Origin of the sequence: Actinomycetospora aeridis (assembly GCF_037400275.1) — a bacterium.
In the GTDB taxonomy this organism is placed as follows: Bacteria; Actinomycetota; Actinomycetes; order Mycobacteriales; family Pseudonocardiaceae; genus Actinomycetospora; species Actinomycetospora aeridis.
In genome coordinates this window covers 104136-119918 of record NZ_JBBEGL010000009.1, presented here as the reverse complement: position 1 = coordinate 119918, position 15783 = coordinate 104136, and the positions used below count along the sequence as shown (strand labels likewise).

The window sequence follows — 15783 nt, the reverse complement described above, 5'->3', positions numbered from 1 at the left end:
GGCTACCCTCCCGGCATGCCGCCGACGCCGCCTCCGCACCCCCCGCTGCACCTGCGCGGCGTCCTGCTCGACGGCACCGCGGAGGGGGAGCGCGTCGGCGAGCTCTGGGTCACCGCCGAGGGCCGGATCAGCCTCGACCCCGTGCCCGGCGCCGAGACGGTCGCCGACGGCGGGTGGATCCTCCCGGGTCTCGTCGACGCCCACTGCCACGTCGGCATCGGCCCGGACGGCCCCGTCGAGCTCGAGGAGGCCCGCGAGCAGGGACACGTCGACGCCGCGAGCGGCGCCCTGCTCCTGCGCGACTGCGGCAGCCCCGTCGACACCCGCCCGCTCGACGACGACCCGCGGATGCCGGAGATCGTCCGCGCCGGGCGCCACCTCGCCCGTCCCAAGCGCTACATCCGCGGGCTGCCGATCGACGTCGAGCCCGACGAGCTGCCCGCCGCGGTCGCCGAGACCGCGCGCACCAACCCCTGGGTGAAGCTGGTCGGCGACTGGATCGAGCGCGACGCCGGCGACCTCGCGCCGCTGTGGCCCGACGACGTGCTCCGCGCGGCGATCGACGCCGCCCACGCCGCCGGGGCGCGCGTCACCGCCCACGTCTTCGGCGAGGACGCGCTGCCGGGGCTCATCGGGGCGGGCATCGACGGCATCGAGCACGGCACCGGCCTGACCGACGACACGATCGCGATGATGGTCGAGCGGGGCACCGTGCTCGTCCCGACGCTGATCAACGTCGAGAACTTCCCGTCGTTCGCCGACGCGGCCGGTGACAAGTTCCCCCGCTACGGGGCCCACATGCGCGAGCTCTACGCCCGCGCACCGCGCACGATCGCCGCCGCGATCGAGGCGGGCGTGCCGGTGTTCGCGGGCACCGACGCGGGTGGGGGCATCGTCCACGGCCGGATCGTCGACGAGGTCGCCGCGCTGGCCGGCGTCGGGCTCGGGCCGGCGCGGGCGTTCGCGGCGGCGTGCGGCGACGCCCGCGCGTGGCTCGACCGCCCCGGCCTCGTCGACGGCGCCCCCGCCGACCTGGTCGTGACCAGCGAGGACCCCCGCGCCGACACCGACACGCTGCGCTCCCCGCGGCTCGTGCTGCGCGCCGGGACGACGCTCTAGGTCCGCGCCGGCAGCCGCCGCGACAGCGCGACCGCCACCACCAGCACGGCCGCGATGACGAGCAGCGCGTCGGAGAACGCGGCCCCCGCGCCGTCGTGCAGGGGGTTCCACGAGCCCGCGCCGCCCGCGGTGCGGGCCGCGAGCACGGCGCCGAGCACCGCGGCCCCCGTCCCGCCGCCCAGGAAGAACGCGCCCTGGTAGATGCCGAGACCGACGCCGGCGTGCTCGGTCGGCACCGCGGCGGCGACGGCGTTGATCAGCGGCGAGGTGATCGACGCGAGGGCGACACCGACCACGAACGTCACCGCGGACAGGAGCACCGCCGAGCCGCCCGCGGCCGTCGAGAGGGCCGCGACGGCCACGAGGAGCAGGGTCAGGCCGATCCCGACGAGGCGGCGCGGGCCCAGGCGGTCGGAGAGCCGTCCGGCCGCCGACGACAGCGCGGCGACGGCGAGCGCCCCCGGCAGCAGCACCAGCCCGACGTGGCCGACGCCGAGACCGTTGACGGTGGCCACCAGCAGGGGCACCAGCAGGATCGTGCCGAGGTAGCAGAACATCGCGAGGAAGCCGACCGCGACGGCCGTGACGAACGGGCCGTGGGTGAGCAGTGCCGGGGGCACGAACGGGCGGGGCGTGCGCCGGATCCGGACGGCGAACCCGGCCGCCAGCAGCACGGCCAGCAGCACCGCGCCCCACGACGACGCCGCGCCGAGGCCCACCTGCTGGGCGCGCGTCAGCCCGAACAGACCGAGGCCCACCGCCCCGCCGAGCAGCACCCCGCCGACGAGGTCGATCTGACGCCACGACGGGTCGGCGCTCTGCCGGCCGTCGGGGAGCACCCGCGGGGCGATCACGAGCAGGGGGGCGACGAGCAGCGCGGCCCCGAGGAACGGCCAGCGCCAGCCCGCGAGCTCGGCGACGAAGCCCGCGAGCGGCGGCCCGAGCGCCTGGCCGGCCCCGACGCCCGTGCCGACGATCCCGAAGCCGAAGCCCCGGCGCCCCGGCGGCAGCGAGCGCGCCACCGCGACCGAGCCGAGGGCGGGCACGGCGGCGCTGCCCAGGCCCTGCAGGACCCGTCCCACGAGGTGGAGGCCGATGGCCGGCGCGAGGCCCGCGACCACCGAGCCGACCAGGAAGATCGCGATGCCGACGGCGAACACCCGGCGCACGCCGAACACGTCGGCGATCCGCCCGTAGAGCGGCGTGGCGACCGCGAAGCTCAGCGAGAACGCGGTGACCACCCACGCGAGGCCGCTGGGGGAGGCGGCGAAGTCGCGGCCGATCTCGGGGACCAGCACCAGCACCATGCTGTTCGCGAGGACGGCCACCGCCACCGCCACCAGCAGCACCCCGAGCAGCAGGCCCACGCGGACCGGCGGCTCCTCCTCGACGGCCGGGGGCGCCGTCAGCGGATCACTCACACGGACAAGACTGCGCCCTTGAGTGCACTCCAGGTCAAGCTCCTAGGGTGGAGAGAGTGACCACCGCGCCGACGATCGACCTCAACGCCGACCTCGCCGAGGGCTTCGGGATCTGGTCGCTGACCGACGACGACGCGCTGCTCGGGGTGGTCACGTCCGCGAACGTGGCCTGCGGCTTCCACGCCGGCGACCCCCTGACGATGCAGCGGGTCGCGGCGGCCGCGGTCGGCGCCGGCGTGGCGATCGGCGCGCAGGTGTCCTACCGCGACCTCGCGGGCTTCGGCCGGCGCTTCGTCGACGCCGACCCCGCCGAGCTCACCGCCGACCTGCTCTACCAGGTCGGGGCCCTGCGGGAGTTCACGCGCGCCGCGGGCGGGGAGGTCGCCTACCTCAAGCCCCACGGCGCCCTCTACAACGCCGTCGTGCACCACGACGCCCAGGCCGGCGCGGTCGTCGCCGCGGCCGAGCAGGCGGGCCTGCCCGTGCTCGGGCTGCCCGGTTCGCGCCTGCTCGCGCGGGCGGCCGAGGCCGGTCTGACGACGTACGCCGAGGCGTTCGGCGACCGCGGCTACACCCCGGAGGGCACGCTCGTGCCGCGCCGCGAGCCCGGCGCGCTGCTGCCCGACGCGGACGCGGTCGTCGAGCGCGCCCGCCGCCTGGCCACCGACGGCGTCATCGTCGCGGTCGACGGCACCGAGATCCCGACGGAGGCGGCCTCGCTCTGCCTGCACGGCGACAGCCCGGGAGCCGTGACGGCGGCCCGCCGCGTCGCCGAGGCCCTGCGGGACGCCGGGGTCACCCTCGCGCCCTTCGCCTGAGGGGCGGTCTGGCACAATCGTCGAGTTGTCGCGGTCCGTCGCGACGACTGGTGGAGCACGCACGAGCGGGCACGCCGCCCCGGAGGTCCTCCTCGGCAGGGCGGCCCCGAACATCGACCGAGGAGTACCCCAGCAGTGGCTGTCAAGATCAAGCTCGCCCGCATCGGCAAGATTCGCGAGCCGCACTACCGCGTCGTCATCGCCGACGCGAAGAACCGCCGTGACGGTCGCGTCATCGAGACCATCGGCGAGTACCACCCGAAGAGCCAGCCGAGCGTCATCAAGATCGACTCGGAGCGCGCGCAGTACTGGCTGGGCGTCGGTGCCATCCCCACCGAGCCGGTCCACGGCCTGCTCAAGGTCACCGGCGACTGGCAGAAGTTCAAGGGCCTCCCGGGCGCCGAGGGCAAGCTGAAGCCGCAGCCGGAGAAGGTCGACAAGCAGGCCCGCTTCAACGAGGAGCTGGCCAAGGTTTCCGGCTCCGCGGAGTGAGCGAGCTGGCCGAGGCGCTCGAGCACCTCGTGCGCGGCATCGTCGCCCACCCCGACGAGGTCGCGGTCGACCTCGTCACCAACCGCCGTGGTCGCACGCTCGAGGTCCGGGTCCACCCCGACGACCTCGGCAAGGTGATCGGCCGCAACGGCCGCACCGCCACCGCCCTGCGCACCGTCGTGGGTGGCATCGGCGGCCGTGGCGTGCGCGTCGACGTGGTCGACACCGATCGCTGACGCCGTGACCTCTCCCGACGAGCGCGTCGTCGGCCGGGTCGTCAGGGCCCACGGCCTGCGCGGCGAGCTCGTCGTCGAGCCCCGCACGGACAACATCGAGGCCCGGTTCGCGCCGGGCACGGTGCTGTCGGTGCGGGGCTCGCGTGTCCCCCGGGTCACCGTGATCGGCGCCCGCCGGCACGGCGACCGCCTGCTCGTGACCGTCGAGGAGGTCGGCGACCGCGACGGCGCCGAGACCCTGCGCAGCGCGGAGCTCACGGCCCCGGCGCTGGCCGAGGCACCCGACGATCCCGACGAGTTCCACGACCACCAGCTCGAGGGCCTGCGCGTCGAGCTCGCCGACGGCACGCCCGTCGGCACCGTGACCGCGGTCCTGCACGGCGCGGGGGGCGAGCTGCTCGCCGTCGATCGCGTCGAGGGCGGCGAGCTGCTGGTGCCCTTCGTCGCCGCGATCGTCCCGGTGGTCGACGTGGCGGGCGGACGGCTCGTGCTGGACCCGCCGGAGGGCCTGCTCGAGGAGTGAGGCCGGCCGGGCGCGCTCAGTCCAGTCGCTCCTCGTCGGAGGCGATCGACACCGAGACCACGCCGTCGAGCTCCGAGAGCTCACCGGTCAGTCCCGCGACGTCGGCCCGCCCGGTCAGCGACAGCGTGACCGTGGCCGTCCCGTCGCCGGAGCCCTCGCGGTCCACCTGCATCCCGGCCACCGCGAACCCGGTCTCGGTGCAGGCGGTCACCACGCCGCGCAGCACGCCCCGGCCGTCGGTGTAGGTGACGTGGATGGCCCGCTCCCCGGCGCGGCGGCTGATCAGCCGGGAGATCGGGCGGAAGCCGCGGGTCACGACGTAGTGCACGACGACCCCCGCCGCGGCGAGCACCGGGAGCCCGGCGCCCGCGGCCATGCCCACCGCGGCGACCGTCCAGACCGTCGCCGCGGTCGTCAGGCCCCGCACGGCGTCGCGGCGGACGAAGATCAGGCCGCCGCCGATGAACCCGAGGCCGGACACGATCTGCGCCGCGACGCGGGACGGGTCGAGGGAGACGTCGGAGTTCGCCAGCAGGTCGTCGAAGCCGTACTTCGACACGAGCATGAACGCCGCCGAGCCCACCCCGACGAGGGTGTGCGTGCGCAGGCCCGCGCTCTTCGCGGCGAGCTCGCGCTCGATCCCGATCAGCGAGCAGAGCACGAGCGCCAGCCCCAAGGGAGCGAGCAGCGCCCACTGGTCGCCGTAGGCGATGAACTCGTTGAGGCCCATGTCGTCCTCCCGCCAGGAGCCGGGGGCAGGATCGTCCCCGATGCGCATCGACGTCGTCACGATCTTCCCGGGATACCTCGCCCCGCTCGACGAGGCCCTCGTCGGACGGGCGCGGCGCGCCGGTCTGCTCGACGTCCGCGTCCACGACCTGCGCCGCTGGGCCACCGGCGTGCACAAGGCCGTCGACGACTCGCCCTACGGCGGCGGCCCCGGGATGCTGATGACCGCGCCCGTGTGGGGGGCGGCGCTCGACGAGGTGACCGGATCGGGCGACGGCGTCCCCCGCCTGCTCGTCCCCACCCCGGCCGGTGCGCCCCTGACCCAGCACCGCGCCGCGCAGTGGGCCACGGAGTCGTGGCTGGTGCTCGCCTGCGGGCGCTACGAGGGCATCGACGCGCGGGTGCTCGAGGACGCGCGCCGGCGGATGCCCGTCGAGGAGGTCTCGCTCGGCGACTACGTGCTCGCGGGAGGGGAGGTCGCGGCGCTCGTCGTCGTGGAGGCCGTGTCGCGGCTCGTGCCCGGCGTGCTGGGCAACCCGGCGTCGGCGGAGCTGGACAGCTTCGCCGAAGGGACCGGCGGTCTCCTCGAGGCGCCGGCGTACACCCGGCCCGAGCAGTGGCGTGACCTCGACGTCCCCGACGTCCTGCGCGGCGGCAACCACGCCGTCGTCGACCGGTGGCGCCGGGACCGCTCGCTCGAGCGCACCGCGGCCGTGCGCCCCGACCTGCTCGACGCGCTCGTCGCCCGGCACGGAGCCGACGCCTTCGACGCCCGCGACCGCGAGGTGCTCGCGGCGTCCGGGTACGACCCGGCCCCCGGGGCCCGCGCGGCGGCATGGCAGACTGGGGAGGTTGCCGCGGACGGCGGACGACCCGATCAGGGTCGGTGAGTGCCGTCCCGCCGCCCGAGAACCGCTTCTCCTCGGCAGACCGGATCGCCCGCCCGCGGGTCCCGGGCCGGGGCCGTGAGACCGCGAGGACGCTGACGATGAACGCCCTGGACGAGCTCGACGCCAAGTCGCTGCGCTCCGACATCCCCGACTTCCGTGCCGGGGACACCGTGAAGGTGCACGTCCGGGTCATCGAGGGTTCACGCTCTCGTGTACAGGTCTTCCAGGGTGTCGTGATCCGCCGCCACGGCGGCGGCCTGCGCGAGACGTTCACCGTCCGCAAGGTCTCCTTCGGCGTCGGGGTGGAGCGCACCTTCCCGGTGCACTCGCCCAACATCGCGGAGATCGAGGTCGTCACGCGCGGTGACGTCCGTCGCGCCAAGCTGTACTACCTCCGTGAGCGCCGGGGCAAGGCCGCGAAGATCCGCGAGAAGCGCGAGACCACGCCGGCCTCCTGAGCCGACGCGACCCGGTCTCCTAACCTGAAGCGCGTGCGTCCCCAGGAGCCAGGCGGTCCCCCGTTCCGCAGCCACGGAATGGGCGGCGAGACGACGCGTACCGATCCGCCCGGCGGGCGGGGGGCACACGCCCGGCCCGATCACGAGGACGACGACCACGCGGCCGATCCCTACGGCGACGTGCCCCCGCCCGGCGCGGGCGGCACCCAGGCGCCGTACGGGGCGTCCGGCTGGTCCGGGTCCGGCGGCGGTGCCCGTGGCGGTGGCGGTGGCGGTGACGCCTACGGCGACGTCGGTGCGTACGGCAACGGCCACGCCGCCGACGGCTACGGAGCGGGCAACTCCGCGGCCGGCGGCTACGGGAACGGCTACGGGAACGGTGACGGGTCCGGTGTCGTGAACGGCTACGGCGACGTGCCGAACGGCCGCCCGGCGACCGGGCCGGCCGACGGGGTCCACGGCGTCAACGGGAACCAGGGGCAGGCCGGCCCGGTGCCGCCGTCGTACGGCTACACGGGCCCGCCGAACGGCCAGGCCGGACCCCCCGGGTCGCCCGCGCGGCCCGGGCCCTACTCCGGCCAGCCGTTCCCGCCGCCGGGACCGCCGGCTCCTTCCTGGGGGGCCGCGCCGCCGGGCGCCCCGCGTCCCGACGGTCGCCCGTCCGGACCCGCCGGGGCGCCCTCGCCCGCGAACGGAGCGCCCGTCGCCGGCCAGCCGCCGCGCCCCGTCTCCCCGCCGGTCCCGTCGCCCGCCGCGCCGCCGTCCCCGCCCCACGGAGCCCCGGCCGGGGCCCCCGCTGCAGGGTCCGAGCCGGCCCGGGAGGCCGCGCCGGAGGAGCACACCGGGCTCGCCGGCGCCGACGGGTTCGCCTCGCGGGCCCCGCGCACACCGTCGTCGTCCACCACTTCGTCGTCCACCACCGCCACCACCACGGCGATGACCGGTGGCGCCGGGGTCGCGCCGGGTCGTCACCGCCGGTCCGGCACCGGTCCGGGACGCGACGAGGACGCCCCCGAGGACGGCAGCGACGACGGCCGGGACGCCGCCGGGCGCGCCGGGCGGCACGGCGGCGACAAGGGCAAGGCGGGGAAGGGCAAGAAGAAGAAGGGCTCGTTCTGGCGCGAGCTGCCGCTGCTCATCGTGGTGGCGGTCGTGCTGACGTTCGTCATCCAGACCTTCCTCGCGCGCATCTACGTCATCCCGTCGGCCTCGATGGAGCAGACGCTCCACGGCTGCAACGGCTGCGCCAACGACCGCGTCGCCGTCGACAAGCTGACCTACCGGTTCTCCGACCCGGCGCCCGGCGACGTCGTCGTCTTCCGCGGCCCGCCGACGTGGGGCGACAACGGCGAGGTCGCCGGTGAGCAGCCGTCGGGCAACGTGCTGGTCCGCGGTCTGCAGAGCGGGCTGTCGCTCATCGGGCTCGCCCCGCCCGACGAGAAGGACTTCGTCAAGCGGGTCATCGCGACCGGCGGCCAGACCGTCGCGTGCTGCGACCCGCAGAACCGCGTCACCGTCGACGGGCAGCCGCTCACCGAGCCCTACATCTACTACCAGCCCAACCTGGGCCGCACCCAGGCCGACTTCGCGCCCGTGCGCGTGCCCGACGGCCAGCTCTGGGTCATGGGCGACAACCGCAACAACTCCGCGGACGCCCGCGTGCACGGCCCGATCGGCGTCACCGACGTCATCGGCAAGGCGCGCGTCATCGTGCTGCCGGTCGGACGCTGGGGCGGCGTGCCCGACACCGACCCGCAGGCCCAGCCGTCCGCTCTTGGAGCCCCCGGGTGGACCTCGGGGGCGCCGCTCGCCGCCGGGGTCCTGGGTGCGGTGCCGCTCGTCGTCGTCACCCGCCGGCTGCGCGCGCGGTGGACGGCGCGGGACGGCTGGTCGTCCGGGTCACCTCCGTCCCCCGACCCCGGCCGGTGACGGCGGGCGACGCAGCGGAGCGGGGCCAGGGCCCCGGCTCCGGCCAGACTTCCGGACCCGGGTCCGGGTCGGGTGCGCCCCGGCGGCGTCCCGGCGGTCGGCCACCCGGGTGGCGTCCGGCGCGCCGTCGCAAGCCGCTCCCGCCGCGCACGGGCGTCCAGCCCCCGCGCGCGATCGTGCGGCGCAGCACCGAGAGCTGGGCGCTGCAGTCGGCGCTGGAGCGCCACGGTCTCGGCCCGGTCGTCGGCGTCGACGAGGCCGGACGCGGCGCCTGCGCGGGCCCGTTGGCGGTCGCGGCGTGCATCCTGCGGCCCGGGGACGCCCGCCGGTTCGAGGGGCTGACCGACTCGAAGCTCCTCACCGCCGAGGAGCGCGAACGGTTCGCCCACGTCATCAAGCGGCGCGCGCTGGACTGGCGCGTCGTGCTCGTCGACCCGCCCGAGGTCGACCGACGCGGCGTGCACATCGCCAACATCGACGGCATGCGCCGGGCGGTCGCCCGCCTCGACGTACGTCCGGGCTACGTGCTCACCGACGGCTTCCCGGTGACGGGCTTCGGCGTGCCGGCGCTCGCCGTGCCCAAGGGCGACCTGGCGGCGGCGTGCGTCGCCGCGGCGTCGGTGCTCGCCAAGGTGACCAGGGACCACCTGATGGCCGAGCTGCACGAGAAGCATCCGGAGTACCGGTTCGACCTGCACAAGGGCTACTGCACGCCCACGCACGGCGCACTGCTGGCCGAGCACGGACCCTGCCCGGAGCACCGGTACAGCTTCGTCAACGTCGCCGCCGCGGCGCGGGGGCGGAGCCCGGAGGGCCTCGCGGCCGGCGTGCGCCACAATGGTGCCGTGAGCGGTGCTGTGACCGGTGCGGTGACCGTCGACGACGCGTCCGCCGAGAGCGGGGAGGCCGACGAGCTGGCGGCGCTCGACGACGCGCTGCCGGACGGCGCCGACGACATCGAGGACGTCGTCGGCGAGCTGCCCGCGGGCGCGTGGGACGCCGCGGCGGAGGGGGGAGAAGCGCGATGAGCGCGGAGGATCTCGAGAAGTACGAGACCGACATGGAGCTCTCGCTCTACCGCGAGTACCGCGACATCGTCTCGCAGTTCTCCTACGTGGTGGAGACCGAACGCCGGTTCTACCTGGCCAACTCCGTCGACGTCGGCGTCCGCAACGCCGACGGCGAGGTGTACTTCGAGGTCACCATGTCCGACGCCTGGGTGTGGGACATGTACCGGCCGGCCCGGTTCGTCAAGAACGTGCGCGTCGTGACGTTCAAGGACGTCAACGTCGAGGAGCTGGAGAAGCCCGACCTCCGCCTCGACGAGGGCCCGTTCAGCGGCTGACGCTGCGCCGCGCGGCCTGATCGCAGCGCCACCACGGCCCCGGGCCGTCCCCACCCCACCCGGTTGTCCCCAGGCGTCGAGCCGACGCTCACGTCCACGGGCCCGCGCCGGCCACGCTCGATCCCGCCGCCGGAACGTCCGGCGGGGACGAGGGGGCCGGGATGGTCGGGATGGGCGAGGTCGCCACACCGTCGGAGCGAGCGGGCGACGCGGGCCGGCGGTCGCTCGGTCAGCGCGGCGAGGACGTGGCCGCGGCCCACCTCGCGGCCCGCGGGCTCACGGTGCTCGACCGCAACTGGCGCTGTCGGGAGGGCGAGCTCGACCTCGTCGCCGACGACGGCGGGCGCCTGGTCGTCGTCGAGGTCAAGACGCGGTCGGGCACCGGGTTCGGGTTCCCGGCCGAGGCGGTGACGGCGATCAAGGCGGCCCGCATCCGGCGGCTGGCCCAGCGCTGGCTCGCCGAGCGGCACGCCGCCGGCGGGGCGGGCTTCGCCGAGGTCCGGTTCGACGTGCTGGCCGTGCTCGTCGCGCCGGGCACCGCCCCGCAGGTGGAGCACTACGAGGGGGCGTTCTGACGTGGCCCTCGCGTGCGCGTGGTCGATCGGGCTGCGCGGGGTCGACGGCGAGGTCGTCGAGATCGAGGCCGACATCGGGCAGGGCCTGCCCGGCGTCTCGCTGGTGGGGCTGCCGGACGCGGCGCTCGCGGAGTCGCGCGACCGGGTGCGGGCGGCCGTGGCCAACTCGGGTGAGACCTGGCCCGCCCGCCGCATCACGCTCGCCCTGTCCCCGGCGACGCTGCCCAAGCAGGGCAGCGGGTACGACCTGGCGCTGGCGTGCTCCGTGCTCGCGGCCGCCCGCTCGGTGCCGGCCGCGGCCCTGCGCGGCGTGGTGCTGCTCGGCGAGCTCGCCCTCGACGGCCGGGTGCGGGAGGTGCGGGGTGTCCTGCCGGCGCTGCTCGCGGCGCGGCGCCTCGGCGTGGAGCAGGCCGTCGTGCCCGCGGCCGCCGCCACCGAGGCCGGCCTGGTGGACGGCGTCGAGGTCCTCGGTGCCGAGCACCTCTCCGACGTCCTCGCGTGGTTGCGGGGTGATCGCGGGCGGCTGCTCGCGGTGCGGCCCGGGACACGGCGGCGGGGCAGCGGGCCGCGGGAGGACCTCGCCGACGTGGTGGGCCAGCTCGCGGCCCGTCGCGCCGTGGAGGTCGCCGCCGCCGGCGGTCACCACCTGCTGATGGTCGGGCCGCCCGGCTCGGGCAAGACGATGCTCGCCCGCCGGATGACCGGCCTGCTGCCCGACCTCGACGCCGACGCGGCCCTGCAGGTGGCCGCGGTCCGCTCGCTCGCGGGGGCGTTCGACCCCCAGGAGGCGCTCCCGGCCACGCCGCCGTTCGTCGCGCCGCACCACTCGGTGTCCGCGGCGGCGCTCGTCGGCGGCGGCAGTGGCCTGGCCCGGCCGGGCGCGGCGTCGCTCGCCCACCGGGGGGTCCTCTTCCTCGACGAGATCTACGAGTTCGGGCCGCACGTGCTGGAGATGCTGCGCACGCCGCTCGAGGAGGGCGAGGTCCGGTTGGCCCGCACCGACGGGGTGGCGCGCTACCCGGCGCGCTTCCAGCTGGTCATGGCCGCGAACCCCTGCCCGTGCGCCCCGCCCAAGCCCACCGACTGCACGTGCTCGGGCCTCGCGAAGCGCCGCTACACCCAGCGGCTGTCCGGGCCGATGCTCGACCGCGTCGACCTGCAGGTGACGCTGCAGGCCGTGGAGGCGCTGTCCTGGGACGGCGCGTCGACGCTCGAGGAGGTCCCCGAGGACACCGCGGCCGTCCGGGCACGCGTCCTCGCGGCGCGGGCCGCCTCCCGTGAGCGCTGGCGCGACGCGGGGTGGCGCACCAACGCCGAGGTCCCCGGTCCCGAGCTGCGACGCCGGGGCCGGCTCCCCCGCGCGGCTGCGGCGATCCTCGAACGCCAGCTCCGCACCGGTGCGATGACCGCCCGCGGCGTCGACCGCGCGCTGCGCGTGGCGTGGACCGTGGCCGACCTGCGGGGCGCGCCGGGCCCGGAGCTGCCCGACGTCACCGAGGCGGTCGGGTTCAAGGGGTTCGTCGGGGAGCACGGGAACGACGGCGAGGACGCCGCATGAGCAGCTCCCCGGCCCCGGTGCCCGTCGACGGGCAGGTCGACCGCGCGGTCCTGCTCGCCCGCGCCTACCTCTCGCGGGTGGCCGAGCCGCCCGCCGTGGCCCTCGCCGCCTTCGTGGACGAGGTCGGCCCGGTCGCCGCCGCCCACCAGGTCCGTGAGGGGACCACCGAGGGGCCGGGCGCGCTGCCGCCCGGTGTCGCCCGCGAGACCTCCGCGCGCCGGGGCACCGACCGCGCCGAGGCCGATCTCGCGCTGATCGCCGCCCGTGGTGGCCGGTTGATCGTCCCGGAGGACCCGGAGTGGCCGGCGCTCGCGCTGATGGGTCTCGGACACGTCGCCGGGGCGGACGGGGCACCGGGGCTCGAGGGGCCCGCGACCCACGACGGCCCCGCGGCCCCGATCGCCCTGTGGGCCCGCGGACCGCTGCGCCTCGACGGCGTCCCGACCGGCTGGGCGGCCATGGTCGGCGCGCGTGCCGCCACCGAGTACGGCCTGTGGGTGGCACGCGACTGGTCGGCGGAGCTCGCCGACCGCGGCTGCACCGTGGTCTCGGGCGCCGCGCTGGGCATCGACGGGGCGGCGCACCGGGGGGCGCTCGCCGTCGGCGGCGACACGGTCGCGGTGCTCGCCTGCGGGATCGACCGGGCGTACCCGCCGAAGCACGCCGCCCTGCTCGAGCACGTGGGTCACCGCGGTCTGGTGCTCACCGAGTACCCGCCCGGCGCCACCCCGGCGCGACACCGCTTCCTCGTCCGCAACCGGCTGATCGCGGCGCTCGCCGCGGGCACCGTGGTGGTCGAGGCCGCGGCACGGTCGGGGGCGATGCGCACGGCGCTGGTCGCCGGGGCGCTCGGCCGCGCGGTGATGGTGGTGCCGGGCCCGGTCACGTCGGTGCAGTCGCTCGGGTGTCACGAGCTCGCGCGCCGACCGGAGGTGTCCGTCGTCGGGCGGGTCGCGCACGTCGTGGAGGAGGTGAGTCGAGTGGGGGACGGGTGGGCCCCTCCACCGGGGACCCCCACGCGTCGGACGGACGGTCTTGACCCAGGGGCACTGCGTATGCACGAAGCGCTACCTCTCCGCGCGGCGCGCACAGCCGCACGCCTGGCCCACGACGCCGGGGTCGACTTCGCGGAGGCGGACACCCACCTGAGGGATCTCGAGACCCGCGGGCTCGTGTCGGAGGACGACGGGCGGTGGCGTCGCCGACCCGGGTGAACAGGCACAGCGCGACGAACGGTTGCAGAGCGCGACGAGTGGGACCGCTCCCCGACAGTGGCCGACGGTCACCGAACGCGGTGCGGCGGTGCTTGACCATGAGCCTCCGTGTCGGAAGTCTTCACGTCGATGACCGGCACGTTCTTTCCCGACGACGCAGCCGGACGGCTGCGCGGGCCGTCGCGGTCACCCGGTCGAGGGGCCTCTCGTGAGTTCCCCTTCGACCCGGTCACCTCGTCACGCTCCGCGTTCACCGAAGCCGACGTTGCGGGGGCCTCGGAGCCCGCGACCACGGCGGACCCGGCCCGGCCGGATGCCGCACGTCACGTTGCGGACGACCGATCCGCCGCGGTGCCCGAGCCCCGCCGGGAGGGCACGGGACAGGCGGCACCGGGCAACGCCGCGGAGAGCGTCGATGGGCACCTCGCGGCGTTCGCCGCGCACCTGCGCTACGAGCGGGCGCTCTCGCCCCACACCGTCCGGGCCTACCTCGGCGACGTGACGTCGCTGCTCGGTCACGTCCGGGACCGCGGGGGCGCGCAGGACGGCGGGCTCGACCTCGACGATCTCGACCTGGCCGGTCTGCGGGCGTGGCTGGCGGCCGAGCGGGCGCGGGGCGCGAGCCGCACCACGCTGGCGCGCCGGGCCGCCGCCGCGCGCACGTTCACCGCCTGGGTGGTCCGCACCGGACGCGCCGCCACGGACGCCGGGGCGCGCCTGGCGTCGCCGCGGGCCCACCGGCGTCTTCCCGAGGTCCTGCGCGCCGACCAGGCCGCCGAGGCGCTGCGGGCGGCGGCGTCCGGTGCCGCGGAGGGCGATCCCGTCGCGCTGCGCGACCACCTGGTGCTCGAGCTGCTGTACGCCACCGGCGTGCGGGTCTCCGAGCTCTGCGGACTGGACGTCGACGACGTCGACGACGGCCGCCGCACGCTGCGGGTCCTCGGCAAGGGCGGCAAGGAGCGCACCGTCGTCTACGGTGCGCCGGCCGCCGCCGCGCTCGAGGACTGGCGGCGGGACGGGCGCCCGGCGCTCGCCGTCCCGACGTCACCGCCTGCGCTCCTGCTCGGCGCCCGTGGCGGCCGGCTCGACCCGCGCATCGCGCGCACGGTCGTGCACGACGCCGCGGGGGCCGTCCCGGGAGCACCTGACATCGCGCCGCACGGGCTCCGGCACTCGGCGGCCACGCACCTGCTCGAGGGGGGAGCGGACTTGAGGAGCGTCCAGGAGTTGTTGGGTCACGCGTCACCGGCGACGACCCAGCTGTACACGCACGTGTCCGCCGAGCGGCTGCGCGCCGTTCACGACACCGCCCACCCCCGTGCCTGAGGCCTGGGGCGCCGCGGCCGCCACGATGTCCGCCGACGCACCGCAGCAGGGTCACCAGCACGGTCACCAGCACGGGGACCAGGACGGACCCGCGACCGGTCCGCAGACCGGCCCGCTGCCCGCCCTGCCCGGCTCCGACTCGGACGCCGCCGTGCGTGCCGCGGGGGTCGCGGCCCGGACGCCGCGTCGGCGGGCGCCCGCGCGGCACGAGCCCCCGGGACCCGCCACCGACGGCGCGACGGCCCTCGCGCCGGTGCCGGCACCCTCCGACGGGTCGCGTGACCGGCGTCCCGCCGAGCGTCCGGAGCACCTGCTCCCCGCCACCCTCGGGCGTGCCTCGCCGGGCGGGGCCGACGAGGAGGCGATGGTCGAGGCCGGCATCGCCGACCTGTGGGCCGCGTACGCCGACGATCCGCGCAAGTCGACGAAGGACCGGTTGGTGCTGCACTACGCGCCGCTGGTCAAGTACGTCGCCGGCCGCGTCGGCACCGGTCTGCCCGCGCACGTCGACGTCGCCGACCTCATCCAGTGCGGGATCTTCGGCCTGGTCGACGCCATCGAGCGCTTCGAGCCCGACCGGGGCCGGAAGTTCGAGGTCTACGCGATGCAGCGCATCCGCGGCGCGATCCTCGACGAGCTGCGTTCCCAGGACTGGGTGCCGCGCTCGGTGCGCTCCCGGGCCCGAGAGATCGAGCGGGCGATCGAGCGTCTGGAGGGCCGCGAGCAGCGCTCGTGCAGCGACTCCGAGCTCGCCGCCGAGCTCGAGACGTCGACCGACGACCTGCGCTCGACCTTCGGGCAGATCGCGATGACCAGCGTCGCCGCGCTCGACGAGCTCGTGTCCGCCGGACGTGGCGGCGGCTCGGTGGACGGGGCGACGGCGCCCTCGCTCGCCGACTCGCTGCCCGACACCGGCGCCGAGGACCCGCTGTCCGCGATGGAGGACCGCGAGACCCGCAGGCTCCTGGCCGAGGCGGTGGGGCAGCTCGCGGAGCGGGACCGCACGGTGGTCGGTCTCTACTACTTCGAGAACCTGACCCTCGCGGAGATCGGGCGGGTCCTCGGGGTCACCGAGTCGCGGGTCTGTCAGCTGCACACCCGCGCGGTGATGCGGCTGCGGGCCCGGCTGGCGGAGCTCCAGCACGCCTGA

Annotated in this window: 16 protein-coding genes and 1 pseudogene; 15 read left to right on the top strand and 2 right to left on the bottom strand. The window is 76.3% G+C overall.

Going from position 1 to position 15783, the window contains the following annotated elements:
- The first annotated feature begins 15 nt into the window (after positions 1-15).
- Entirely contained in the window at positions 16-1119 is a 1104-nt protein-coding gene (locus WCD41_RS26345) for an amidohydrolase family protein (RefSeq protein WP_337718124.1), read from the top strand.
- On the opposite strand, the gene WCD41_RS26340 is transcribed toward WCD41_RS26345, so the two are convergent.
- A complete protein-coding gene (locus WCD41_RS26340; RefSeq protein ID WP_337718121.1) occupies positions 1116-2540 on the bottom strand; it encodes an MFS transporter in 1425 nt (474 codons plus the stop codon). The genes WCD41_RS26345 and WCD41_RS26340 overlap by 4 nt on opposite strands.
- Before the next feature lie 56 nt (positions 2541-2596).
- Between WCD41_RS26340 and WCD41_RS26335 the strand changes: the two genes are divergently transcribed.
- The 4 genes and pseudogenes from WCD41_RS26335 to rimM all read left to right on the top strand — a co-directional run bounded on the left by WCD41_RS26335 (position 2597) and on the right by rimM (position 4609).
- Positions 2597-3358, top strand: a complete 762-nt coding sequence (locus WCD41_RS26335) for a LamB/YcsF family protein (RefSeq protein ID WP_337718119.1) — start codon at positions 2597-2599, stop codon at positions 3356-3358.
- 135 nt (positions 3359-3493) lie between these two features.
- Positions 3494-3826: pseudogene (gene rpsP, locus WCD41_RS26330) on the top strand (30S ribosomal protein S16); the annotation flags it as partial.
- Positions 3827-3846: 20 nt separating this feature from the next.
- A complete protein-coding gene (locus tag WCD41_RS26325; protein ID WP_133824910.1) occupies positions 3847-4086 on the top strand; it encodes an RNA-binding protein in 240 nt (79 codons plus the stop codon).
- A gap of 4 nt (positions 4087-4090) precedes the next feature.
- Positions 4091-4609, top strand: a complete 519-nt coding sequence (gene rimM, locus WCD41_RS26320) for a ribosome maturation factor RimM (protein WP_337718117.1) — start codon at positions 4091-4093, stop codon at positions 4607-4609.
- Positions 4610-4625: 16 nt separating this feature from the next.
- Here rimM and WCD41_RS26315 read toward each other — a convergent pair whose 3' ends face one another.
- The gene (locus WCD41_RS26315; protein ID WP_337718219.1) at positions 4626-5339 is read right to left on the bottom strand and encodes an MgtC/SapB family protein; all 714 of its coding nucleotides are present in this window, start codon (positions 5337-5339) and stop codon (positions 4626-4628) included.
- Between the two features lie 40 nt (positions 5340-5379).
- Here WCD41_RS26315 and trmD point away from each other — a divergent pair, with 40 nt between their 5' ends.
- The 10 genes from trmD to WCD41_RS26265 all read left to right on the top strand — a co-directional run bounded on the left by trmD (position 5380) and on the right by WCD41_RS26265 (position 15783).
- Positions 5380-6228: a tRNA (guanosine(37)-N1)-methyltransferase TrmD gene (trmD, locus tag WCD41_RS26310; protein ID WP_337718115.1), complete on the top strand. Its 849-nt coding sequence runs from the start codon at positions 5380-5382 to the stop codon at positions 6226-6228.
- A 98-nt stretch (positions 6229-6326) separates the two neighbouring features.
- Positions 6327-6686 (top strand): 50S ribosomal protein L19, encoded by a 360-nt coding sequence (gene rplS / locus WCD41_RS26305; RefSeq protein ID WP_133824914.1) that lies wholly within the window; start codon positions 6327-6329, stop codon positions 6684-6686.
- A gap of 936 nt (positions 6687-7622) precedes the next feature.
- Positions 7623-8615, top strand: a complete 993-nt coding sequence (lepB, locus tag WCD41_RS26300; RefSeq protein ID WP_337718217.1) for a signal peptidase I — start codon at positions 7623-7625, stop codon at positions 8613-8615.
- 176 nt (positions 8616-8791) lie between these two features.
- On the top strand, positions 8792-9643 hold the full coding sequence (locus WCD41_RS26295; RefSeq protein WP_373695203.1) for a ribonuclease HII: 852 nt from the start codon (positions 8792-8794) through the stop codon (positions 9641-9643).
- On the top strand, positions 9640-9960 hold the full coding sequence (locus WCD41_RS26290) for a DUF2469 domain-containing protein (RefSeq protein ID WP_337718113.1): 321 nt from the start codon (positions 9640-9642) through the stop codon (positions 9958-9960). Before WCD41_RS26295 ends, WCD41_RS26290 begins: the two co-directional genes overlap by 4 nt.
- 170 nt (positions 9961-10130) lie before the next feature.
- Entirely contained in the window at positions 10131-10535 is a 405-nt protein-coding gene (locus WCD41_RS26285) for a YraN family protein (RefSeq protein WP_337718111.1), read from the top strand.
- Between the two features lies 1 nt (position 10536).
- Positions 10537-12093, top strand: a complete 1557-nt coding sequence (locus WCD41_RS26280; protein ID WP_337718109.1) for a YifB family Mg chelatase-like AAA ATPase — start codon at positions 10537-10539, stop codon at positions 12091-12093.
- Positions 12090-13307 (top strand): DNA-processing protein DprA, encoded by a 1218-nt coding sequence (gene dprA, locus WCD41_RS26275; RefSeq protein WP_337718107.1) that lies wholly within the window; start codon positions 12090-12092, stop codon positions 13305-13307. The genes WCD41_RS26280 and dprA overlap by 4 nt, the downstream gene beginning before the upstream one ends.
- 351 nt (positions 13308-13658) lie before the next feature.
- Positions 13659-14633, top strand: coding sequence for a tyrosine-type recombinase/integrase (locus tag WCD41_RS26270; protein WP_337718105.1), 975 nt, complete (start codon positions 13659-13661; stop codon positions 14631-14633).
- Positions 14626-15783, top strand: coding sequence for a FliA/WhiG family RNA polymerase sigma factor (locus WCD41_RS26265; RefSeq protein WP_337718103.1), 1158 nt, complete (start codon positions 14626-14628; stop codon positions 15781-15783). The genes WCD41_RS26270 and WCD41_RS26265 overlap by 8 nt, the downstream gene beginning before the upstream one ends.

Excerpts from the sequence above, each read along its gene's own strand:
- rplS (WP_133824914.1), top strand. The coding sequence starts at position 6,327 with ATGAACGCCCTGGACGAGCTCGACGCCAAGTCGCTGCGCTCCGACATC.
- WCD41_RS26345 (WP_337718124.1), top strand. The coding sequence starts at position 16 with ATGCCGCCGACGCCGCCTCCGCACCCCCCGCTGCACCTGCGCGGCGTC.
- lepB (WP_337718217.1), top strand. The coding sequence starts at position 7,623 with ATGACCGGTGGCGCCGGGGTCGCGCCGGGTCGTCACCGCCGGTCCGGC.
- WCD41_RS26315 (WP_337718219.1), bottom strand. The coding sequence starts at position 5,339 with ATGGGCCTCAACGAGTTCATCGCCTACGGCGACCAGTGGGCGCTGCTC.
- trmD (WP_337718115.1), top strand. The coding sequence starts at position 5,380 with ATGCGCATCGACGTCGTCACGATCTTCCCGGGATACCTCGCCCCGCTC.
- dprA (WP_337718107.1), top strand. The coding sequence starts at position 12,090 with ATGAGCAGCTCCCCGGCCCCGGTGCCCGTCGACGGGCAGGTCGACCGC.
- WCD41_RS26290 (WP_337718113.1), top strand. The coding sequence starts at position 9,640 with ATGAGCGCGGAGGATCTCGAGAAGTACGAGACCGACATGGAGCTCTCG.
- WCD41_RS26285 (WP_337718111.1), top strand. The coding sequence starts at position 10,131 with ATGGGCGAGGTCGCCACACCGTCGGAGCGAGCGGGCGACGCGGGCCGG.